A 14442-nucleotide genomic window follows, 5' to 3' on the forward strand; every position below is an offset into this window, starting at 1 on the left:
GCGAAGACAGCAGCCGGTGATACGACCGGTGGACCACCGTGCCCGGGTAGGTGTGACCGGTGAAGTTGGCCCAGGTGAGCGGCGCGCAGGCAGGTGCCCGAGCGATGCGCAACCGGCACTGGGTTGCTCCCGTGCTGGCCGTGCTCAGCGCGTTTGCCCCCGCGCTGCGGCGATATGAGTCATTCCAACACGCTTGGGCCCCATCCGGCAACATCGACGACCCTCGACGGTCTCGGCGCGGGCAGGCCCCAGCTTGCGGCATGTCGGGCAATCCTCGGGACAGCAGGGCCCGACATGCCGCATGTCGGGCCAGCTTGGGGGTCAGTTCGGGCGCAGGGTCCAGATGACGGTCATCTCCGAGGTCGGCTTGCCCTCCTCGGTGGCGATCTCCACGCGTACCGGAAACTCGGGTCGCTCGCCGGCCTCCAGTTCCGCGACCACCTCGGCCGGCGCGCGGCCGAGCCGCGCCGTCGCCCGCACCGGGCCCAGGGCGAGCTTGCGGTACGCGATCTCCGCCCGCACCGCCAGCGGCGTGGCCCGGTCGAGCAGGTGACCGAAGGCGGCGAGCACCACCGCACCGGAGGCGGTCTCCCCGAGGGTGAACATGGCCCCGGCGTGCGGGCCACCGATGTGGTTGTGGGTGGCCGGCGAGTCGGGCAGCCGGACCACCGCCCGGACCGAACCCTCCGCCTCCGGGGCCACCTCGACGAATTCGAAGCCGAGCGTACGGGCGAAGGGCACCGCCTCGAGCATGCCGGCCGCCACCTGCCGCGAGTCGATAGTCATGCCGCCAAGCTACCCGCCAGTAACTTCGTCAGGCAAGGAGCGAACCGTGGCAGGGGTCAGCGCCAGCCGACGTCGATGCGGTCGCCGCGCTCGTCGAAGAAGTGCAGGGCGTCCATGCGTACCTGGACCGCGAGCGGGTGGCCGGCGGTGACGGCAGGGTACGGGGCGAGCCGGACCGCGAGTTCGGCCGGGCGGCGGTGGTGCCGGCCCGGGTCGTGCAGCACGCTGGTCCGGGTGCCGTTGGTCGCTGGTGTCGTCGACTCGCTGGCCCGGCCGGTGATCCGCTGCATCACCTGGCCGAACCGGCGCAGGCCGCGCTGGCCGGGCGGCGCGTCCGCGTCCCCCGGGGCGCCGATGTCGTCCACCATGATGGCGGTCGCGCCGATGTCGAGGAAGGCGAGCGACTCGTGGCCGTGGTGTTCCAGGTAGCGGATCCGACCCTGGAGCACGTCACCGGGGGTGTCCGGGGCGACCGGGGTGAGCGCCTCGGCTCGCATCCCGACCACGATCCGCTCGCCGTGGTAGTGCGCCACGGCCCGACTGCGGATGTCGTCCCAGGGCAGGTAGAGCGCCTGTTCCCCGAGCGTCAGGGTGACGTAACGATCGAGGTGGACGTAGACCGACGCCTCCAGCAGGTTCATCCGGGGGCTGCCCAGGAACGCGGCCACGTAGAGGGTCGCCGGCCGGCCGTACACCTGGGTCGGGGTGCCCACGTCCTGGAGCACACCCTTGCGCATGATGGCGACGCGGTCGGCCATGGTCAGCGCCTCGGCCTGGTCGTGCGTCACGTAGACGGTGGTGACCCCCAGCTCGCGGGTCAGCCCGGAGATCTCCGCCCGCAGCTCCGCGCGCAACCCGCTGTCCAGGTTGGACAGCGGCTCGTCCATCAGGAACAGCCCCGGCCGGCGGACGATCGCCCGGCCCATCGCGACCCGCTGCCGCTGGCCACCGGAGAGCTGGCTGGGACGTCGGGCCAGCACGTCACCGATGCCCAGTGCGCTGGCCACGTCGGTGACCCGCTCGCCGCGCGGGGTCGGCTCGACCCCGGCCAGCTTGAGCGGGAAGGCGATGTTGTCGTTGACGCTCATGTGCGGGTAGAGCGCGAAGTCCTGGAAGACCATGGCGATCTTCCGCTCCCGGGGCGGCAGGTCGTTGGCCAGTTCCCCGTTGAGCATCACCGCGCCGGAGGTCGGGTCCTCCAGGCCCGCGACCATCCGCAGCACCGTCGACTTCCCACAGCCGGACGGCCCGAGCAGCACCATGAACTCACCGTCCTTCACGTCCAGGTTGATGCTGTCGACCGCGACCGTGCCGTCGCGGAAAACCTTCGTGACGTCCTTGAGTGCGACGGTGGTCACCGTCTCCTCCCCACCTCGTCCACGGAATCCCGAATGACTGTGGCCAGGATCATGCGGATGGCACATCGGGTAAACGTGCCATGTTTGAATCGTGACAGACCTATTACGTTCCATCGATTAGCGGCGATTGTGCGGAACTTCCAACTCAGGCCGGGTTCTCCCCGAGGAACACCCGGCGCACCACCCGCTCGGCGGCGCGCCCGTCCTCCAGGGCGCAGAACCGCTCCCGGAAGCGGGCCCGGGCCCGCTCGGCGTCGGGTGCGCGCAGCGCACCCGAGCGGAACACGTCGAGCAGCTCGGTGAAGGTCCGGGCCACCGGTCCGGGCGGCTCGGCGACGATGTCCAGGTAGACGCCCCGGGTCAACCGGTAGGCGTCCCAGTCGGGCGCGTAGAGGACGATCGGCCGGTCCAGGACGGCGTAGTCGAACATCGCCGACGAGTAGTCGGTGACCAGCACGTCGGCGGCGAGGTACAGGTCCTCGACCCGGGGATGGGCACTGACGTCCAGGACGCGACCACGGGCCGCCGCAGGCGGTCGTTGCCGGTTCCGGTCCTGGAAGTAGTGACTGCGCATCAGCAGCAGGCCGGCGGGGCCGAGCGCGTCCAGGAAGCGCTCCGGGTCGAACGGCGGCCGGTACCGGGGCAGATGCTCCCGGTGGGTGGGCGCGTACAACACGACCTGCTCACCGAGGCCGGCGTCGAACTCCGCGCGCAGCCGCAGCACCTCCTCGGCGGTCGCGGTGACCAGCCGGTCGTTGCGCGGGTAGCCCACCTCCAGTGTGGTGTACCCGGCCGGATAGGCGCGTTCCCACATCTGGGTGGAGAAGCTGTTCGAGGTGACGCTGTAGTCCCACCGGTCCACCCGGCGCAGCAGGCCGGCGAAGTCCATCCCGCCCGCGCCCAGCGGATAGCGCTGCTGGTCCAGCCCCATCACCTTGACCGGGGTGCCGTGGTGGGTCTGCACGTGCACCGTGCCGGGTCGCTTGCGTACCGAGTCCGGGAAGTTGACGTTGTTTATCAGCCATCGGGCCCGCGCCAGCGTCCGGTGGTACGCGGGCGTGCCCGCGACCACGTACTCCACCCCCTCGGGCAGGGTGTGCACTCGGTCCCGCCGGACGATCCACACGCCGCGGACCTGCGGTGCCAGCCGGCGGGCCGCTTCGTAGATCGCGGCGGGATTGCAGGCGTAGCCGCGGTACCAGTAGGCGGCATAGACGGCCAGGTTGTCCTCGACCGGCCGGCGTCGCTCGGCCCGCTGGTACTGGCGCAGCGCCGCGTCGCGGGCCCGCCGCACGCCGAGCCGGGCTGGTGGCAGCACCCGTCGGCGGGTCCGGCCGGCCAGCCGGCGGGCGGCTTCCCCCGCTCGGCTCGCGGCTCGCAACGCGCTGAACGTACGCCACTGACCGGCCGCCACCAGCCGGTGCTTGAGCCCTTCGACCCCGCTCGGCACCCGGTGCCCGTCGAGCGGTCGGAACCGGGCGTGCTCGATGGCGACCCGGGCGAAGAAGGTCGGCCGCAGCTCCGGCCCGATCCGGTCGCCGTTGCCGAGCACCACCAGGTAGTGCCACATCATCCGCTCGAAGATCGCCGGCCGCAGCTGCTCGGCACCGAACCGGTCGAGTTCCCGGAACACCCGGTGCCACTGCTCGAACACGTCGAAGTGACGCTCGCCGCGGGTTCTCGTGATCGCCCCCGCCCGCCGCTGCCGGTAGTTCAGGCAGACCTGGTCCAGCACGCCGATCCGGTCGGCGGCCAGCAGCACCGGATAGCTGAACGAGACGTCCTCGTACCAGCCGGGTGCGAAGCGCAGCCCCACGTCGGTCAGGAACTGCCGGCGGACCAGCCGATTCCACGCGGTGTGCAGCAGTTTCACCGTCTCCGGCCGCTCGATCAGCCGGAACGTCGCCGGCCCCGGCGGTACGGGGAAGACCTCGGCCATCGCGCTGCGGGTCACCGTGTCGTCCCAGTGTGCGCGTACGTGGTCGACCAGCAGCACGTCCGGCCGGGTCTCGCGCAGTCGGGCGGCCACCTCGACCAGGCAGTCCGCCGTCAGCCAGTCGTCGCCGTCGACGAACCAGAGGTACTCGCCGGTGGCCCGGTCCAACCCGACGTTACGCGCCGGTCCCAGCCCGACGTTGCGCTCCAGTCGTACGGCGGTCACCCGCTCGTCGCGCTCGGCGTACTCGGCGAGGATGTCGCCGCTGCCGTCGGGCGAGCAGTCGTCGATCCCGATCACCTCGATGTCGGCGACCGGTTGGGCGAGGATCGAGTCCAGGCATTCCCGCAGGTAGCCCTGCACCCGATAGGCCGGGACGACGAAGCTGACAAGCGTCATCGTCCCGGCTCCTCCTCAGTGCGTCGCGCGACCTCCGGCACCCGCCGGCACCCGTGTGGCCCGGGCCGGCCGGACGAACCAGGCCAGCACCACGCTCGCCACGAAGAGCACCAGAAGGTAAGAACCGAGTGTAGTCAGACCAATACTCACGATTCCGGCGATCGTCGCCACTGCCAGCACCACCGATCGCCCCTCCCAGCCCAGGGTGGCCGCGTGCAGCGGCGGTGCCGGTTGCCGTTTCTCCAGCCGGGCGACCAGATCGTAGTGGTGCAGGGTGAGCACGAAGAGGTACCCGAAGATCAGCCAGAGGGGTGCTCCGCCGATCAGCCCGACCGCGATGGCGAACAGGAACTCGGCCGCCCGCAGCGCCGCCGGCACCAGCCAGTCCAGCGGCCCGTTGTGGGCCGCCCGCGCCCCGGCCGCGCCGGCCAGCAGCACCAGCAGCGCCACCGGCACCGCGACCCACGACACCGCCGGCAGGCGGAGCACCAGCCCGAGCAGGAGCAGGATCGCCGCGCCGAGCGCCGCCACCACCGCGAGCGCCAGCGGCCCCGGTCGCCGCAGCACCGGTAGCCGGGCGGCCAGCGGACCGTCGTCGCGGTGCAGGGTCGCGTCCAGCGTGTCCAGCACCGGCACCCACATCCAGCGGGCCCGCAGCGTACGCAGCCCACCGGTGTACGCGAACGCCAGCGCCCCCCAGGTCAGCACCGCCAACAGCGCGATCCGCTGGTCGAAGAGCGCCACGGCCAGCGAGATCAACGCCCACCGTTCCCCGATCGGGAAGACCACCGTGCGCTTGAGCCAGTACGACACCGAGCCGGTGTCCGCCTGCACCCGGGTCGACGCCGCGTTCAGCCGGTCACCGATGCCCCCGCCACCGCCGCCGACGCTCTTCGGCCGGCGCGCCGCCTCGTCGTGCAACACGCCGTACCACGCGTCGGTCATGTGCCGCACGGTCTGCATGGTCATCGCGGCGATCGCGAGGGCCCAGCCGTACCGGAACCCGGCCTGGGTCGCGCCGAGGCCGAGCCCCGCGTAGACGAGGTACTCCTTCGCCCGGTCGGCCATCGTGTCCAGCCAGCCGCCCCAGGCGCTGAAGTTGCGGGTGTAACGCGCCAGCTGACCGTCCACGCAGTCCAGCACGAAGCCGAGGTAGAGCAGCACCGCACCGACCACCAGCAGCGGCCGGCCACCGGCGGCGAACAGCGCCGCCGCGGCCACCGCGAAGGCCACCGACACCATGGTCACCGCCGTCGGGCTCAACCCCACCCGGGCGCAGGCCTTGGTGACGTACGGCGACCAGGTGCTGACGAAGTAGGTGGTGAAGAAGTCGTCCTTCTCCTTCACCGACAGCCGCAGCTCGGCCCGGTCCTCGTCGACCGCGGCCACCGCCGCCTCCGCCCGGCTCAGGCCGGTGGCCTCGTCGACCCGGTGCGCGACGAGCAGGCGTACCCGGTGCGCGAAGACCAGCGCACCCTGCCCGGTGAGGGCGGCGAAGAGCCGGTCCACGGCGGGCCCGGCCGCCGCGTCCGACCGCTCGACCGGCCGGGTCGACTCGAACAGGTCGACCGGGACGGCTCCGGCCGGTAGCCGACCGGCGGCGACCGCACGGGCGGCGGCCACCAGCGCCGACACGTCCTCCCGACCCACCCGCACCGCGCCACCGAAGGTGCCGGTGGCCGCGCCGCCCGCCAACTGCTCGGGGCGGCCCGCCTCGACCACCTGGCCGCGCTCCTCGCGCAGCACCGTGCGACCCTCGGTGGGCGGATCGGTGAGCACCAGGGCCACGGTCGGCCCGACCGGGCTGGTCAACAGGTGCCGCAGCACGGCCGTGTGCGCGACCAGGTCGACCCCGCTGACCACCACCGGGCCGTCGGCCGAGCCCGCCAGATCGGCCAGTTCGTCAAGGTCGGCAACCACCCGTACCTCGCTCGCGCCGGCCCGGTGCCACTGGTCGGCCAGCCGGTCGCCAATCGTCTCGCCGGTCTCCGTCGACAGGCTCGCGGCCGGTGATCCGGCGGCGAGCACGATCGCGAGGGTCACCGCGGAACCGCGTCGTGGTACGCGGCCAGCGCCTCGGCGATCGTGCCGTCGACGCTCAGCCGGCCCGCGTCGAGGAAGAGCCCCCGACGGCAGAACCGGGTCAGATCCTTTTCGTTGTGTGACACCAGCACCAGAGTGCGCCCCTCCCCGAGCAGACGGTCGATGGTCGTGTAGCACTTCTTGCGGAACTCGGCGTCGCCGACCGCCGTCACCTCGTCCATCAGCAGGATCGGGTGCGGCAGGTGCGAGATGATCGCGAACCCGAGCCGCACCTTCATGCCGGACGAGTAGTGCCGCACCGAGGTGTCGATGGCGCGTTCCACCTGCTCACCAGCGAACGAGACGATCTCGTCGAAGTGCCGTTTCAGGTAGCCCGACGACAGCCCGTGCAGGCCGCCCACCAGGTAGAGGTTCTCCCGCCCGGTCAGGTCGTTGGAGAAGCCGGCGGAGAGTTCGAGCAGCGGCGCGACGTCGCCGTCGACCCGGATGCGACCTTCGTCGGGGATCAGCACCCCGGCGATCAGCCGTAGCAGGGTGCTCTTGCCGGTGCCGTTGCGACCGATCACCCCGACGGTCTCCCCCGGCGTGACCGAGAAGGAGACGTCGCGCAGCGGCCAGAACCGGCCGTCGGAGGCACCCCTCGTACCCCGGTGGATGAACAGCTCCCGCAGCCGCAGCTGCCGGCGGCGGTTGCGGACGAACCGGATGCCGAGGCCCTCCGCCTCGATGATCGGCCCACCCATCAGAGTTCCTTGAGCACGGCGGGTTCGAGCCGGCGGAACGCCCACCAGCCGGCCACGAGCAGCAGCAGGCTGGTACCGATGGTGGTGGCGAGCAACCGGGCATCCGGGAACTCGTCCGGGTACCACACCGCGTGGTGCAGTTGGAAGATGCCGACCAGGGGGTTGAGTTCGTAGCTCACCCGGAGCCAGCCCGGCAGGCCGGAGTCGCGGACCAGGCTCAGCGGGTAGATGATCGGCGTGGCGTAGAAGAGCACCCGGATGACCAGGCGCATGAACCGCTCCACGTCGCGCATCAGCACGTTGAACGCGGACAGCAGCAACGCCAGCCCGATCAGCAGGATCGCCTGCACCAGCACCGCGAGCGGCAGGGCGAGCAGCGACCAACTCGGTTCGATCCGGCCCTGTGCCGCGTACCAGACCGCGATGGCGACGAGGATCGGCAGGCCGGCGGCGTACTCGGCGAAGCGGCCGGCGACCCGGCCGACCGGGAAGACCTGCCGGGGCACGTTCATCGTGGTGATCAGCCGGGCCTGGCCGGTGAGCGCGTGGGTGGCCTCACTCAACGCCGAGCTGGTCCACATCCAGGCGAAGATCCCGGTGATCAGGAACAGCGGGTACGACCCGGCGGCCTCGCCGAGATGCCGGTTGGTGTCGCGGGAGTAGAGCACGCCGAAGACGAACCAGTAGATCGCGCCCATGCCCAGCGGCTCGATCAACGACCAGAGGTAGCCCAGCACCGACTGCTGGTACTTCACCGCGAGGTCGCGCCGGACCAGGATGCGCAGCGAGCCGCGGTGCGACCACAACGCCCCGACGCCAGAGGTCACCGCCGCCTCCCGCCTGCTGAACGGACGACAGGTTAGCAGCCGGTGAACGCCGCCCGACGAGCACTCAGCACTCGATCACGTTGACGGCCAGGCCACCGCGCGCCGTCTCCTTGTACTTGATTTTCATGTCGGCACCGGTCTCCCGCATGGTCTTGATGACCTTGTCGAGCGAGACGGCGTGCACGCCGTCCCCGCGCAGCGCGAGCCGGGCGGCGGTGATCGCCTTGATGCTAGCCACCGCGTTGCGCTCGATGCACGGGATCTGCACCAGGCCACCGACCGGGTCGCAGGTCAGACCCAGGTTGTGCTCCATGCCGATCTCGGCGGCGTTCTCCACCTGGGCCGGCGTGCCGCCCAGCGCCTCGGCCAGGCCGGCGGCGGCCATCGAGCAGGCCGAACCGACCTCGCCCTGGCAACCCACCTCCGCGCCGGAGATCGACGCGTTCTCCTTGAACAGCACCCCGATGGCACCGGCCGCCAGCAGGAACCGCACCACCCCCTCGTCGGAGGCACCCGGCACGAACCGCGTGTAGTAGTGCAGCACCGCCGGAATGATCCCGGCCGCCCCGTTGGTCGGCGCGGTCACCACCCGACCACCGGCCGCGTTCTCCTCGTTCACCGCCAGCGCGAACAGCGTCACCCAGTCCATCACGTGCAACGGGTCGGCGGGCGCAGCCGCGGTCGGGGCGGTGGCGTCGGCCTCCAGGCTGCGACGGAGTTCGGCGGCGCGACGGCGCACCTTCAGGCCACCGGGCAGGGTGCCGTCGCGGGTGCAGCCGCGCTCGACGCACTCCCGCATCACCCGCCAGATGTCCAGCAACCCGGCCCGGACGTCCGCCTCGGCCCGTCGGGACACCTCGTTGGCGAGCATGATCTCGCTGATGGACAGCCCGGTCGTGGCGGTCACGTCGAGCAGCTCCGCGCCGGTGAGGAACGGGTACCGGACCGGCGTGCTGTCCGGCTTGATCCGGTCCGCCCCGGCCGCCGCCTCGTCCACCACGAACCCGCCACCCACCGAGTAGTAGGTACGCGTCCGCACCTCGGCCCCGCCCGCGTCGTACGCCGAGAAGATCATCCCGTTCGGGTGGTACGGCAACGACCGGCGACGGTGCAGCGTCAGGTCCCGTTCCGGGTCAAAGTCGATCTCGTGCGTACCCAGCAGGGGCAGCCGGTGCTCCGCCCGGATCCGGCCGACCCGCCCCTCGACGCTGTCCGTGTCGACCGTCTCGGGCGCCTCGCCCGCGAGGCCGAGCAGCACCGCCCGGTCGCTGCCGTGCCCGTGCCCGGTGGCGCCGAGGGAACCGAACAGCTCGGCCCGTACCCGGGCGGTGTCGGTGAGCAGACCGTCGGCCTTGAGTCCGGCGACGAAGGTACGCGCCGCCCGCATCGGCCCCACCGTGTGTGAGCTGGACGGCCCGATACCCACACTGAACAGGTCGAACACGCTGATCATTACTGTGCCTTCTCGCCGTCGCCGGGGTTACCGGTCAGCGGCCGGTCGTGGTCGGCTCCGTACTGCGAAGCCGACCCGGTCGTGGCCGGTCTCCGGTACGGTCCGGCCCTGGTGACGCCCGGGTGAGGGCGTCCGACCAGCGAGCCTACTACCCGGTCCGCGACCGTGACCGACGCGCGAGCGCTGTCGAGCTGACGGCGCAGACGAATCACCCCCGGGATGGCGCGGACGGTTCGCCGCGACCGTCACCGCCGAAGAACATCTCTCCCCTTGGCGTCGCAGTTGTCTTCCCTCGGCGTCGCAGTTGCCCTGATTCCGGGCGGTAGGCGTCGTCCGGAACCCACGCGGGTAAGCACCTACGGGTCAGCGGGGTGGCCTTCCTCCTCCCGACCGAGGGCGGGGCGGCCATCCGTCTCTAGCGTTGATTCCAGCAGCGGCGGAACGCCGCAGAGGGGAAGTGACACGAATGAGCCGCAAACTCGTCCGGCCCCGCCAGGGGCGCATGCTCGCTGGTGTCTGCGCCGGCCTGGCCCGGCGCTTCGGCACGTCGGCCGGGATGATCCGGCTGCTGTTCCTGCTGTCGCTACTGCTCCCGGGCACCCAGGTGATCGTCTACCTGGCGCTCTGGATCATCATGCCCAACGAGGACCGCCACCTGGCCACCAGCCACTGACCCCCACCCACACACCCCGCCCACCGCCGCCGAGAGCGCAACTTCAGGGTTGTTGCTGTATCCGGCGCGCGGCAGGCGACAACAACCCTGAAGTTGCTGCCGCCTGGCGGCGCACGGCGGGGGGTGGGGTGGGGTGGGGTGGTCAGGGGGCGATGTAGGTGACGGTGACCTGTTCGAAGCCGAGCGAGCGGAGCAGCCCCTCCAGCATCTTGCGGGTGTTCTCCTCGGCGCGGGCGTTCAGGCCGCTGTCCCGGGCGGCCGCGGTGATCCGGTCCTCGGCCAGCCGGTAGACCTCCTGCTGCCGGTTCGGGTCACCGCCGATCAGGTCACCGACGCGGTTGAGCAGGCCGCGTTCCTCCGCGAAGACGTAGCTCTTCTCCAGGTCGAGGTTGGTCTCGGCGAGTTGCGGCGCCGGCAGCTTGATCTCGACCGACTTGCCGTCGGCCGACTGCACGATCGCCCCCTCGGTGAGGGTGGTGAAGTCGACGTACGCCTCGACGCTGCCCGACCCGACGAACAAGGTCCGCTGGTTGAGCAGCCAGTCCGGCACGTTGCGCCGGTCGTTCTGCAGGTCGACCACGACCTGGAAGTTGCCCTCGGCGGCCACGTAGCGGCTGAGGTCCTGCATCGACTCCAGCAGCGCGGGCTGCGTGCGGTCGGTCTGTTCCTTGGCGAACGGGTTGCGGAACTCGGGCAGGAGCCCGGTGGTCTGCACGCCGAGCAGCACCACCACCGCGAGCGCAGCGGCGCCGAGCACCCAGAGCAGGGCGCGGACCGCTCCGCCGCCCGAGCGCGGAGCAGGCGGTGGTGTGTCCGCGTCGTCCGTGAGCACATCGCCCGACCGGTTGTCGGTAAACCTGCTGGTGGGCTCGTTGATGTCGCCGTCGCGTGCCATCGCCCTCACCGTCCTCGTCAGACGCCGTCTCTGGTGATGACGGTAAGCCCAACCTACGACAGCCGCTCGCCGAGCCCGTCAGATGAACGGGCCAGGTTCAGGTGAACGCCGAGACGCCGGTGAGCCGCTGCCCGACCACCAGCTGATGGATCTCCGAGGTGCCCTCGTAGGTCAGCACGCTCTCCAGGTTGTTGGCGTGCCGCATCACCGGATAGTCCCCGGAGACCCCGTTGGCGCCGAGGATGGTCCGGCACTGCCGGGCGATCGCCAACGCCTCCCGTACGTTGTTCAGCTTGCCGACGCTCACCTGTTCCGGGCGCAGTCTTCCGCCGTCGGCCAGCCGGCCGAGCTGAAGCGCCAGCAGGTAACCCTTGTTCCACTCGACCGCCATGTCGGCGAGCTTCGCCTGGGTGAGCTGGAAACCGGCCAGCGGCCGACCGAACTGGGTGCGGGTCGTCGCGTACGTCAGGGCGGTCTCCAGGCAGTCGCGGGCCGCGCCGAGCGCGCCCCAGACGATGCCGTGCCGGGCCTCGGTCAGGCAGCTCAGCGGCGCTTTCAATCCGGTCGCGTCGGGCAGCCGCGCGTCCGCCGGCAGCCGCACGCCGTCGAGGGAGATCTCCCCGGTCGACGAGGCGCGCAGCGACATCTTCCGGGTGATCTCCCGCGCCGTCACCCCCGCCGTGTCCATCGGTACGACGAAACCCCGGACGCCCTCGTCGGTGCGTGCCCAGATCACCGCCACGTCGGCGATCGGCGCGTTCGTGATCCACATTTTGCTGCCGTCGAGCACCCAGTCGTCGCCGTCGCGGCGCGCCCGGGTGGCCATCGAGGCCGGGTCGGAGCCGTGGTCGGGCTCGGTCAGCCCGAACGAGCCGATCGCCTCGCCGGCCGCCATCGCCGGCAGCCAGCGCTGCTTGTGCTCCTCGCTGCCGTAGCGCCAGATCGCGTACATGGCCAGCGAGCCCTGCACCGAGACCAGCGACCGGACACCCGAGTCACCGGCCTCCAGTTCCAGACAGGCCAACCCGTACGCGACGGCCGTCGAGCCGGCGCAGCCGTACCCGGTCAGGTGCATGCCGAGCAGGCCGAGCTTGCCGAACTCGCGGGCCAGTTCGCGGGCCGGCACCTGGCCGGCCTCGTACCAGCCGGCGACGTGCGGACGGACCAGATCGTCGACCACCCGGCGCACGACGGCGCGGATCGCACGCTCCTCCTCGGTCAGCGACCCGTCCAGGTCGAGCAGGTCGACGGGGGTCACTCGACCGCCTCGGCGAGCACGAGCACCCGGGCGTGGATCTGGTTGCGCTGTTGCAGCGCGGCACGCAGTGCCCGGTGCAGGCCGTCCTCCAGGTAGAGACCGCCGTTCCACTGCACGACGTGCGGAAACAGGTCACCGTAGAAGGTGGAGTCCTCGGCGAGGAGCTTGTCCAACGCCAGCTCGCGCTTGGTGGTGATGAGCTGGTCCAGGCGCAGTGGGCGGGGCGGAATCTCCGCCCACTGCTTCAGAGTCAGGTTGTGTTCCGGATAGGGACGCCCGTCCCGGACCGCTCTGAAGATCACGACGGACGCTCCCCTCCCCCGGCCGGGCCGGTACCACGACACCGGGCCGGGTCGCGGTACGGCGCCGCGACCTGCGGCGCCGATGACCGTGCCAGCGTAGCCGGACCCCGCACCCCACGTTCTGTTCCCTGATGCCAGTTTCGCGACCGGGCGTCCGGTTCTCAACCGGACGAAACCACCGGTTCGGGTCAGCTCCACCGCCCCCGCCGAACGACCTCGTCCACCGGACGGCGTCCGCGACGCAGCGACGGTGACCGGTGGTCGGCCGCTCGATAACCGACAGTGAGGGCACCGATCGGGTGGTACGCCTCCGGCACACCGAACGCCTCCCGATAGGACTCCAGTCGCTGCGGTGGGATGCCGAAGAAACAGGAACCCAGCCCCTCGTCCACGGCGGTGAGCATCATCAGCAACGCGGCGAAGCCGGTGTCGACGAACCAGTAGGGCACCGGCCAACGATCCGTCGACCGGTCCGCCCAGCCCTTGTCGGGCTCCGCGTACCGCTCCAGGTAGACCGAGCGGTTGGCGTGCGGCACCACGATCAGCGGGGCCCGGCGCATCCCGGTCAGCCAGCGCTGCATCCCGCCGCCCTCCGGGGTGCTGGCCACCCAGAACCGCTCCCGGTCCTCCGGCGACTCCAGCACCAGGAAGCCCCAGCCCTGCGAGAACCCGGCCGACGGGGCGCGCACCGCGTGCTCCAGCAGCCGTTCCAGCACCTCCGGCGGGACCGGCCGGTCCGGGTCGTAGTTGCGCACCATCCGGCGCCGCCGGACCACCTCCGCGAACTCCACGCCGTACTCCTCACTTGCCCGCCCGGTCGACGACCGGACGTCAGACACCGGGCCGGATGCCCCAGCTGCCGCGCCAGGTGTCGCCCGGTGCCAGGGTGATGAGATCCCGACCCGACCGGAACGCGTCCGGCGGGCAGGTCATCGGCTCCACCGCCACCGACCGGCGGAACCGCTCGCCGGTGAGGGTGTCACCGGTGAAGACCTGCCACCAGCCGAACTGGTCGTCGGCCCAGATCCGCAGCCCGGCCGAGGCGTCCGGCCCGGTCAGCGTCACCGAGGAGCCTCCGTCGTCGTCCCGGTTCACCTGCCCGAAGGCGAGGTCCAGGACCGCGTCACCGATGCGCCGCGGCTCGGTGTAGTCGTACTCGGTGCCGGCCACCACGGCCGCGCCGACCGGCAGCAGCCGACCGTCCAGCAGCAGCCGGGTACGGCCGGGTACGCGCAGGGCGATGTCCTCCACGGACACCCCCGGCAGTCGCAGGTACGGGTGCACGGAGAAGCCGAAGGGCACCGCCTCGGTGCCGACGTTCGTGACCTCGTGCTCGGCACGCAGCCCGTCGGCGCCCACGCTCCACCTGGTACGCAGCCGCAGCGGCCACGGGTATCCGGGCTGCGGCAGCAGGTCGTAGCCGACCGTGACCTCGTCGGGTTTCTGCTCGATCAGGTGCCACGACGCCCAGTTCACCAGGCCGTGGATGGCGTTGTGCCGCTCCGGCTCGGTCAGGTTCAGCTGCCGTGACTGGCCGCCGAAGGTGTAGACGCCGTCGCGGATCCGGTTCGGCCAGGGTGCCAGCACCTGCCCCGCCGAGCCCGGGCACACCTCGTCGGTGGCATACCCGTCGAGGTGCTCGACCCCGTCCTGGCGGTAGGCGCGGAGCCCGCCGCCCACCTCGACGATGACCGCCTCGTGACCGGCGGCGGAGATGCTCCACTGGGCTCCCGAGAGGGGAAGCGGATCGCGGCTGTCCATGTCGCCAG

Annotated in this window: 12 protein-coding genes and 1 pseudogene; 1 reads left to right on the forward strand and 12 read right to left on the reverse strand. The window is 71.3% G+C overall.

The window, feature by feature from the left end; translation table 11 throughout:
* Positions 1-321: 321 nt before the first annotated feature.
* From ENC19_RS07520 to ENC19_RS07550, 7 genes and pseudogenes are all read right to left on the reverse strand, one after another.
* The gene (locus ENC19_RS07520; RefSeq protein WP_164446391.1) at positions 322-786 is read right to left on the reverse strand and encodes a DUF4442 domain-containing protein; all 465 of its coding nucleotides are present in this window, start codon (positions 784-786) and stop codon (positions 322-324) included.
* 56 nt (positions 787-842) lie between these two features.
* Positions 843-2144, reverse strand: coding sequence for an ABC transporter ATP-binding protein (locus ENC19_RS07525; protein WP_164446392.1), 1302 nt, complete (start codon positions 2142-2144; stop codon positions 843-845).
* Between the two features lie 145 nt (positions 2145-2289).
* Positions 2290-4479 (reverse strand): bifunctional glycosyltransferase/CDP-glycerol:glycerophosphate glycerophosphotransferase, encoded by a 2190-nt coding sequence (locus ENC19_RS07530; RefSeq protein WP_164446393.1) that lies wholly within the window; start codon positions 4477-4479, stop codon positions 2290-2292.
* Between the two features lie 15 nt (positions 4480-4494).
* On the reverse strand, positions 4495-6522 hold the full coding sequence (locus tag ENC19_RS07535; protein WP_164446394.1) for a DUF5941 domain-containing protein: 2028 nt from the start codon (positions 6520-6522) through the stop codon (positions 4495-4497).
* Positions 6519-7124 (reverse strand): annotated as a pseudogene (locus ENC19_RS07540) (ABC transporter ATP-binding protein); the annotation flags it as partial. The gene ENC19_RS07535 and the pseudogene ENC19_RS07540, both read right to left, overlap by 4 nt.
* 140 nt (positions 7125-7264) lie before the next feature.
* Positions 7265-8092: an ABC transporter permease gene (locus ENC19_RS07545; RefSeq protein ID WP_164446396.1), complete on the reverse strand. Its 828-nt coding sequence runs from the start codon at positions 8090-8092 to the stop codon at positions 7265-7267.
* A 64-nt stretch (positions 8093-8156) separates the two neighbouring features.
* A complete protein-coding gene (locus ENC19_RS07550) occupies positions 8157-9545 on the reverse strand; it encodes an L-serine ammonia-lyase (RefSeq protein WP_164446397.1) in 1389 nt (462 codons plus the stop codon).
* Between the two features lie 466 nt (positions 9546-10011).
* Between ENC19_RS07550 and ENC19_RS07555 the strand changes: the two genes are divergently transcribed.
* Positions 10012-10218 carry a PspC domain-containing protein gene (locus ENC19_RS07555; RefSeq protein WP_164446398.1) on the forward strand — a complete coding sequence of 69 codons (207 nt, stop codon included), beginning with the start codon at positions 10012-10014 and terminating at the stop codon, positions 10216-10218.
* 142 nt (positions 10219-10360) lie between these two features.
* Here ENC19_RS07555 and ENC19_RS07560 read toward each other — a convergent pair whose 3' ends face one another.
* From ENC19_RS07560 to ENC19_RS07580, 5 genes are all read right to left on the reverse strand, one after another.
* Positions 10361-11113, reverse strand: coding sequence for a DUF4230 domain-containing protein (locus tag ENC19_RS07560; protein ID WP_164446399.1), 753 nt, complete (start codon positions 11111-11113; stop codon positions 10361-10363).
* Between the two features lie 97 nt (positions 11114-11210).
* Positions 11211-12371: an acyl-CoA dehydrogenase family protein gene (locus tag ENC19_RS07565; RefSeq protein WP_164446400.1), complete on the reverse strand. Its 1161-nt coding sequence runs from the start codon at positions 12369-12371 to the stop codon at positions 11211-11213.
* A complete protein-coding gene (locus ENC19_RS07570) occupies positions 12368-12673 on the reverse strand; it encodes a type II toxin-antitoxin system VapB family antitoxin (RefSeq protein ID WP_111214238.1) in 306 nt (101 codons plus the stop codon). Before ENC19_RS07570 ends, ENC19_RS07565 begins: the two co-directional genes overlap by 4 nt.
* Positions 12674-12861: 188 nt before the next feature.
* On the reverse strand, positions 12862-13464 hold the full coding sequence (locus ENC19_RS07575; RefSeq protein ID WP_164446401.1) for a nitroreductase family protein: 603 nt from the start codon (positions 13462-13464) through the stop codon (positions 12862-12864).
* A 40-nt stretch (positions 13465-13504) separates the two neighbouring features.
* On the reverse strand, positions 13505-14434 hold the full coding sequence (locus ENC19_RS07580) for an aldose 1-epimerase family protein (RefSeq protein WP_164446402.1): 930 nt from the start codon (positions 14432-14434) through the stop codon (positions 13505-13507).
* Positions 14435-14442 lie beyond the last annotated feature (8 nt).

The organism is Verrucosispora sioxanthis, assembly GCF_010560025.1.
GTDB lineage: Bacteria > Actinomycetota > Actinomycetes > Mycobacteriales > Micromonosporaceae > Micromonospora > Micromonospora palythoicola.

Excerpts from the sequence above, each read along its gene's own strand:
- ENC19_RS07520 (WP_164446391.1), bottom strand. The coding sequence starts at position 786 with ATGACTATCGACTCGCGGCAGGTGGCGGCCGGCATGCTCGAGGCGGTG.
- ENC19_RS07530 (WP_164446393.1), bottom strand. The coding sequence starts at position 4,479 with ATGACGCTTGTCAGCTTCGTCGTCCCGGCCTATCGGGTGCAGGGCTAC.
- ENC19_RS07550 (WP_164446397.1), bottom strand. The coding sequence starts at position 9,545 with ATGATCAGCGTGTTCGACCTGTTCAGTGTGGGTATCGGGCCGTCCAGC.
- ENC19_RS07555 (WP_164446398.1), top strand. The coding sequence starts at position 10,012 with ATGAGCCGCAAACTCGTCCGGCCCCGCCAGGGGCGCATGCTCGCTGGT.
- ENC19_RS07560 (WP_164446399.1), bottom strand. The coding sequence starts at position 11,113 with ATGGCACGCGACGGCGACATCAACGAGCCCACCAGCAGGTTTACCGAC.
- ENC19_RS07580 (WP_164446402.1), bottom strand. The coding sequence starts at position 14,434 with ATGGACAGCCGCGATCCGCTTCCCCTCTCGGGAGCCCAGTGGAGCATC.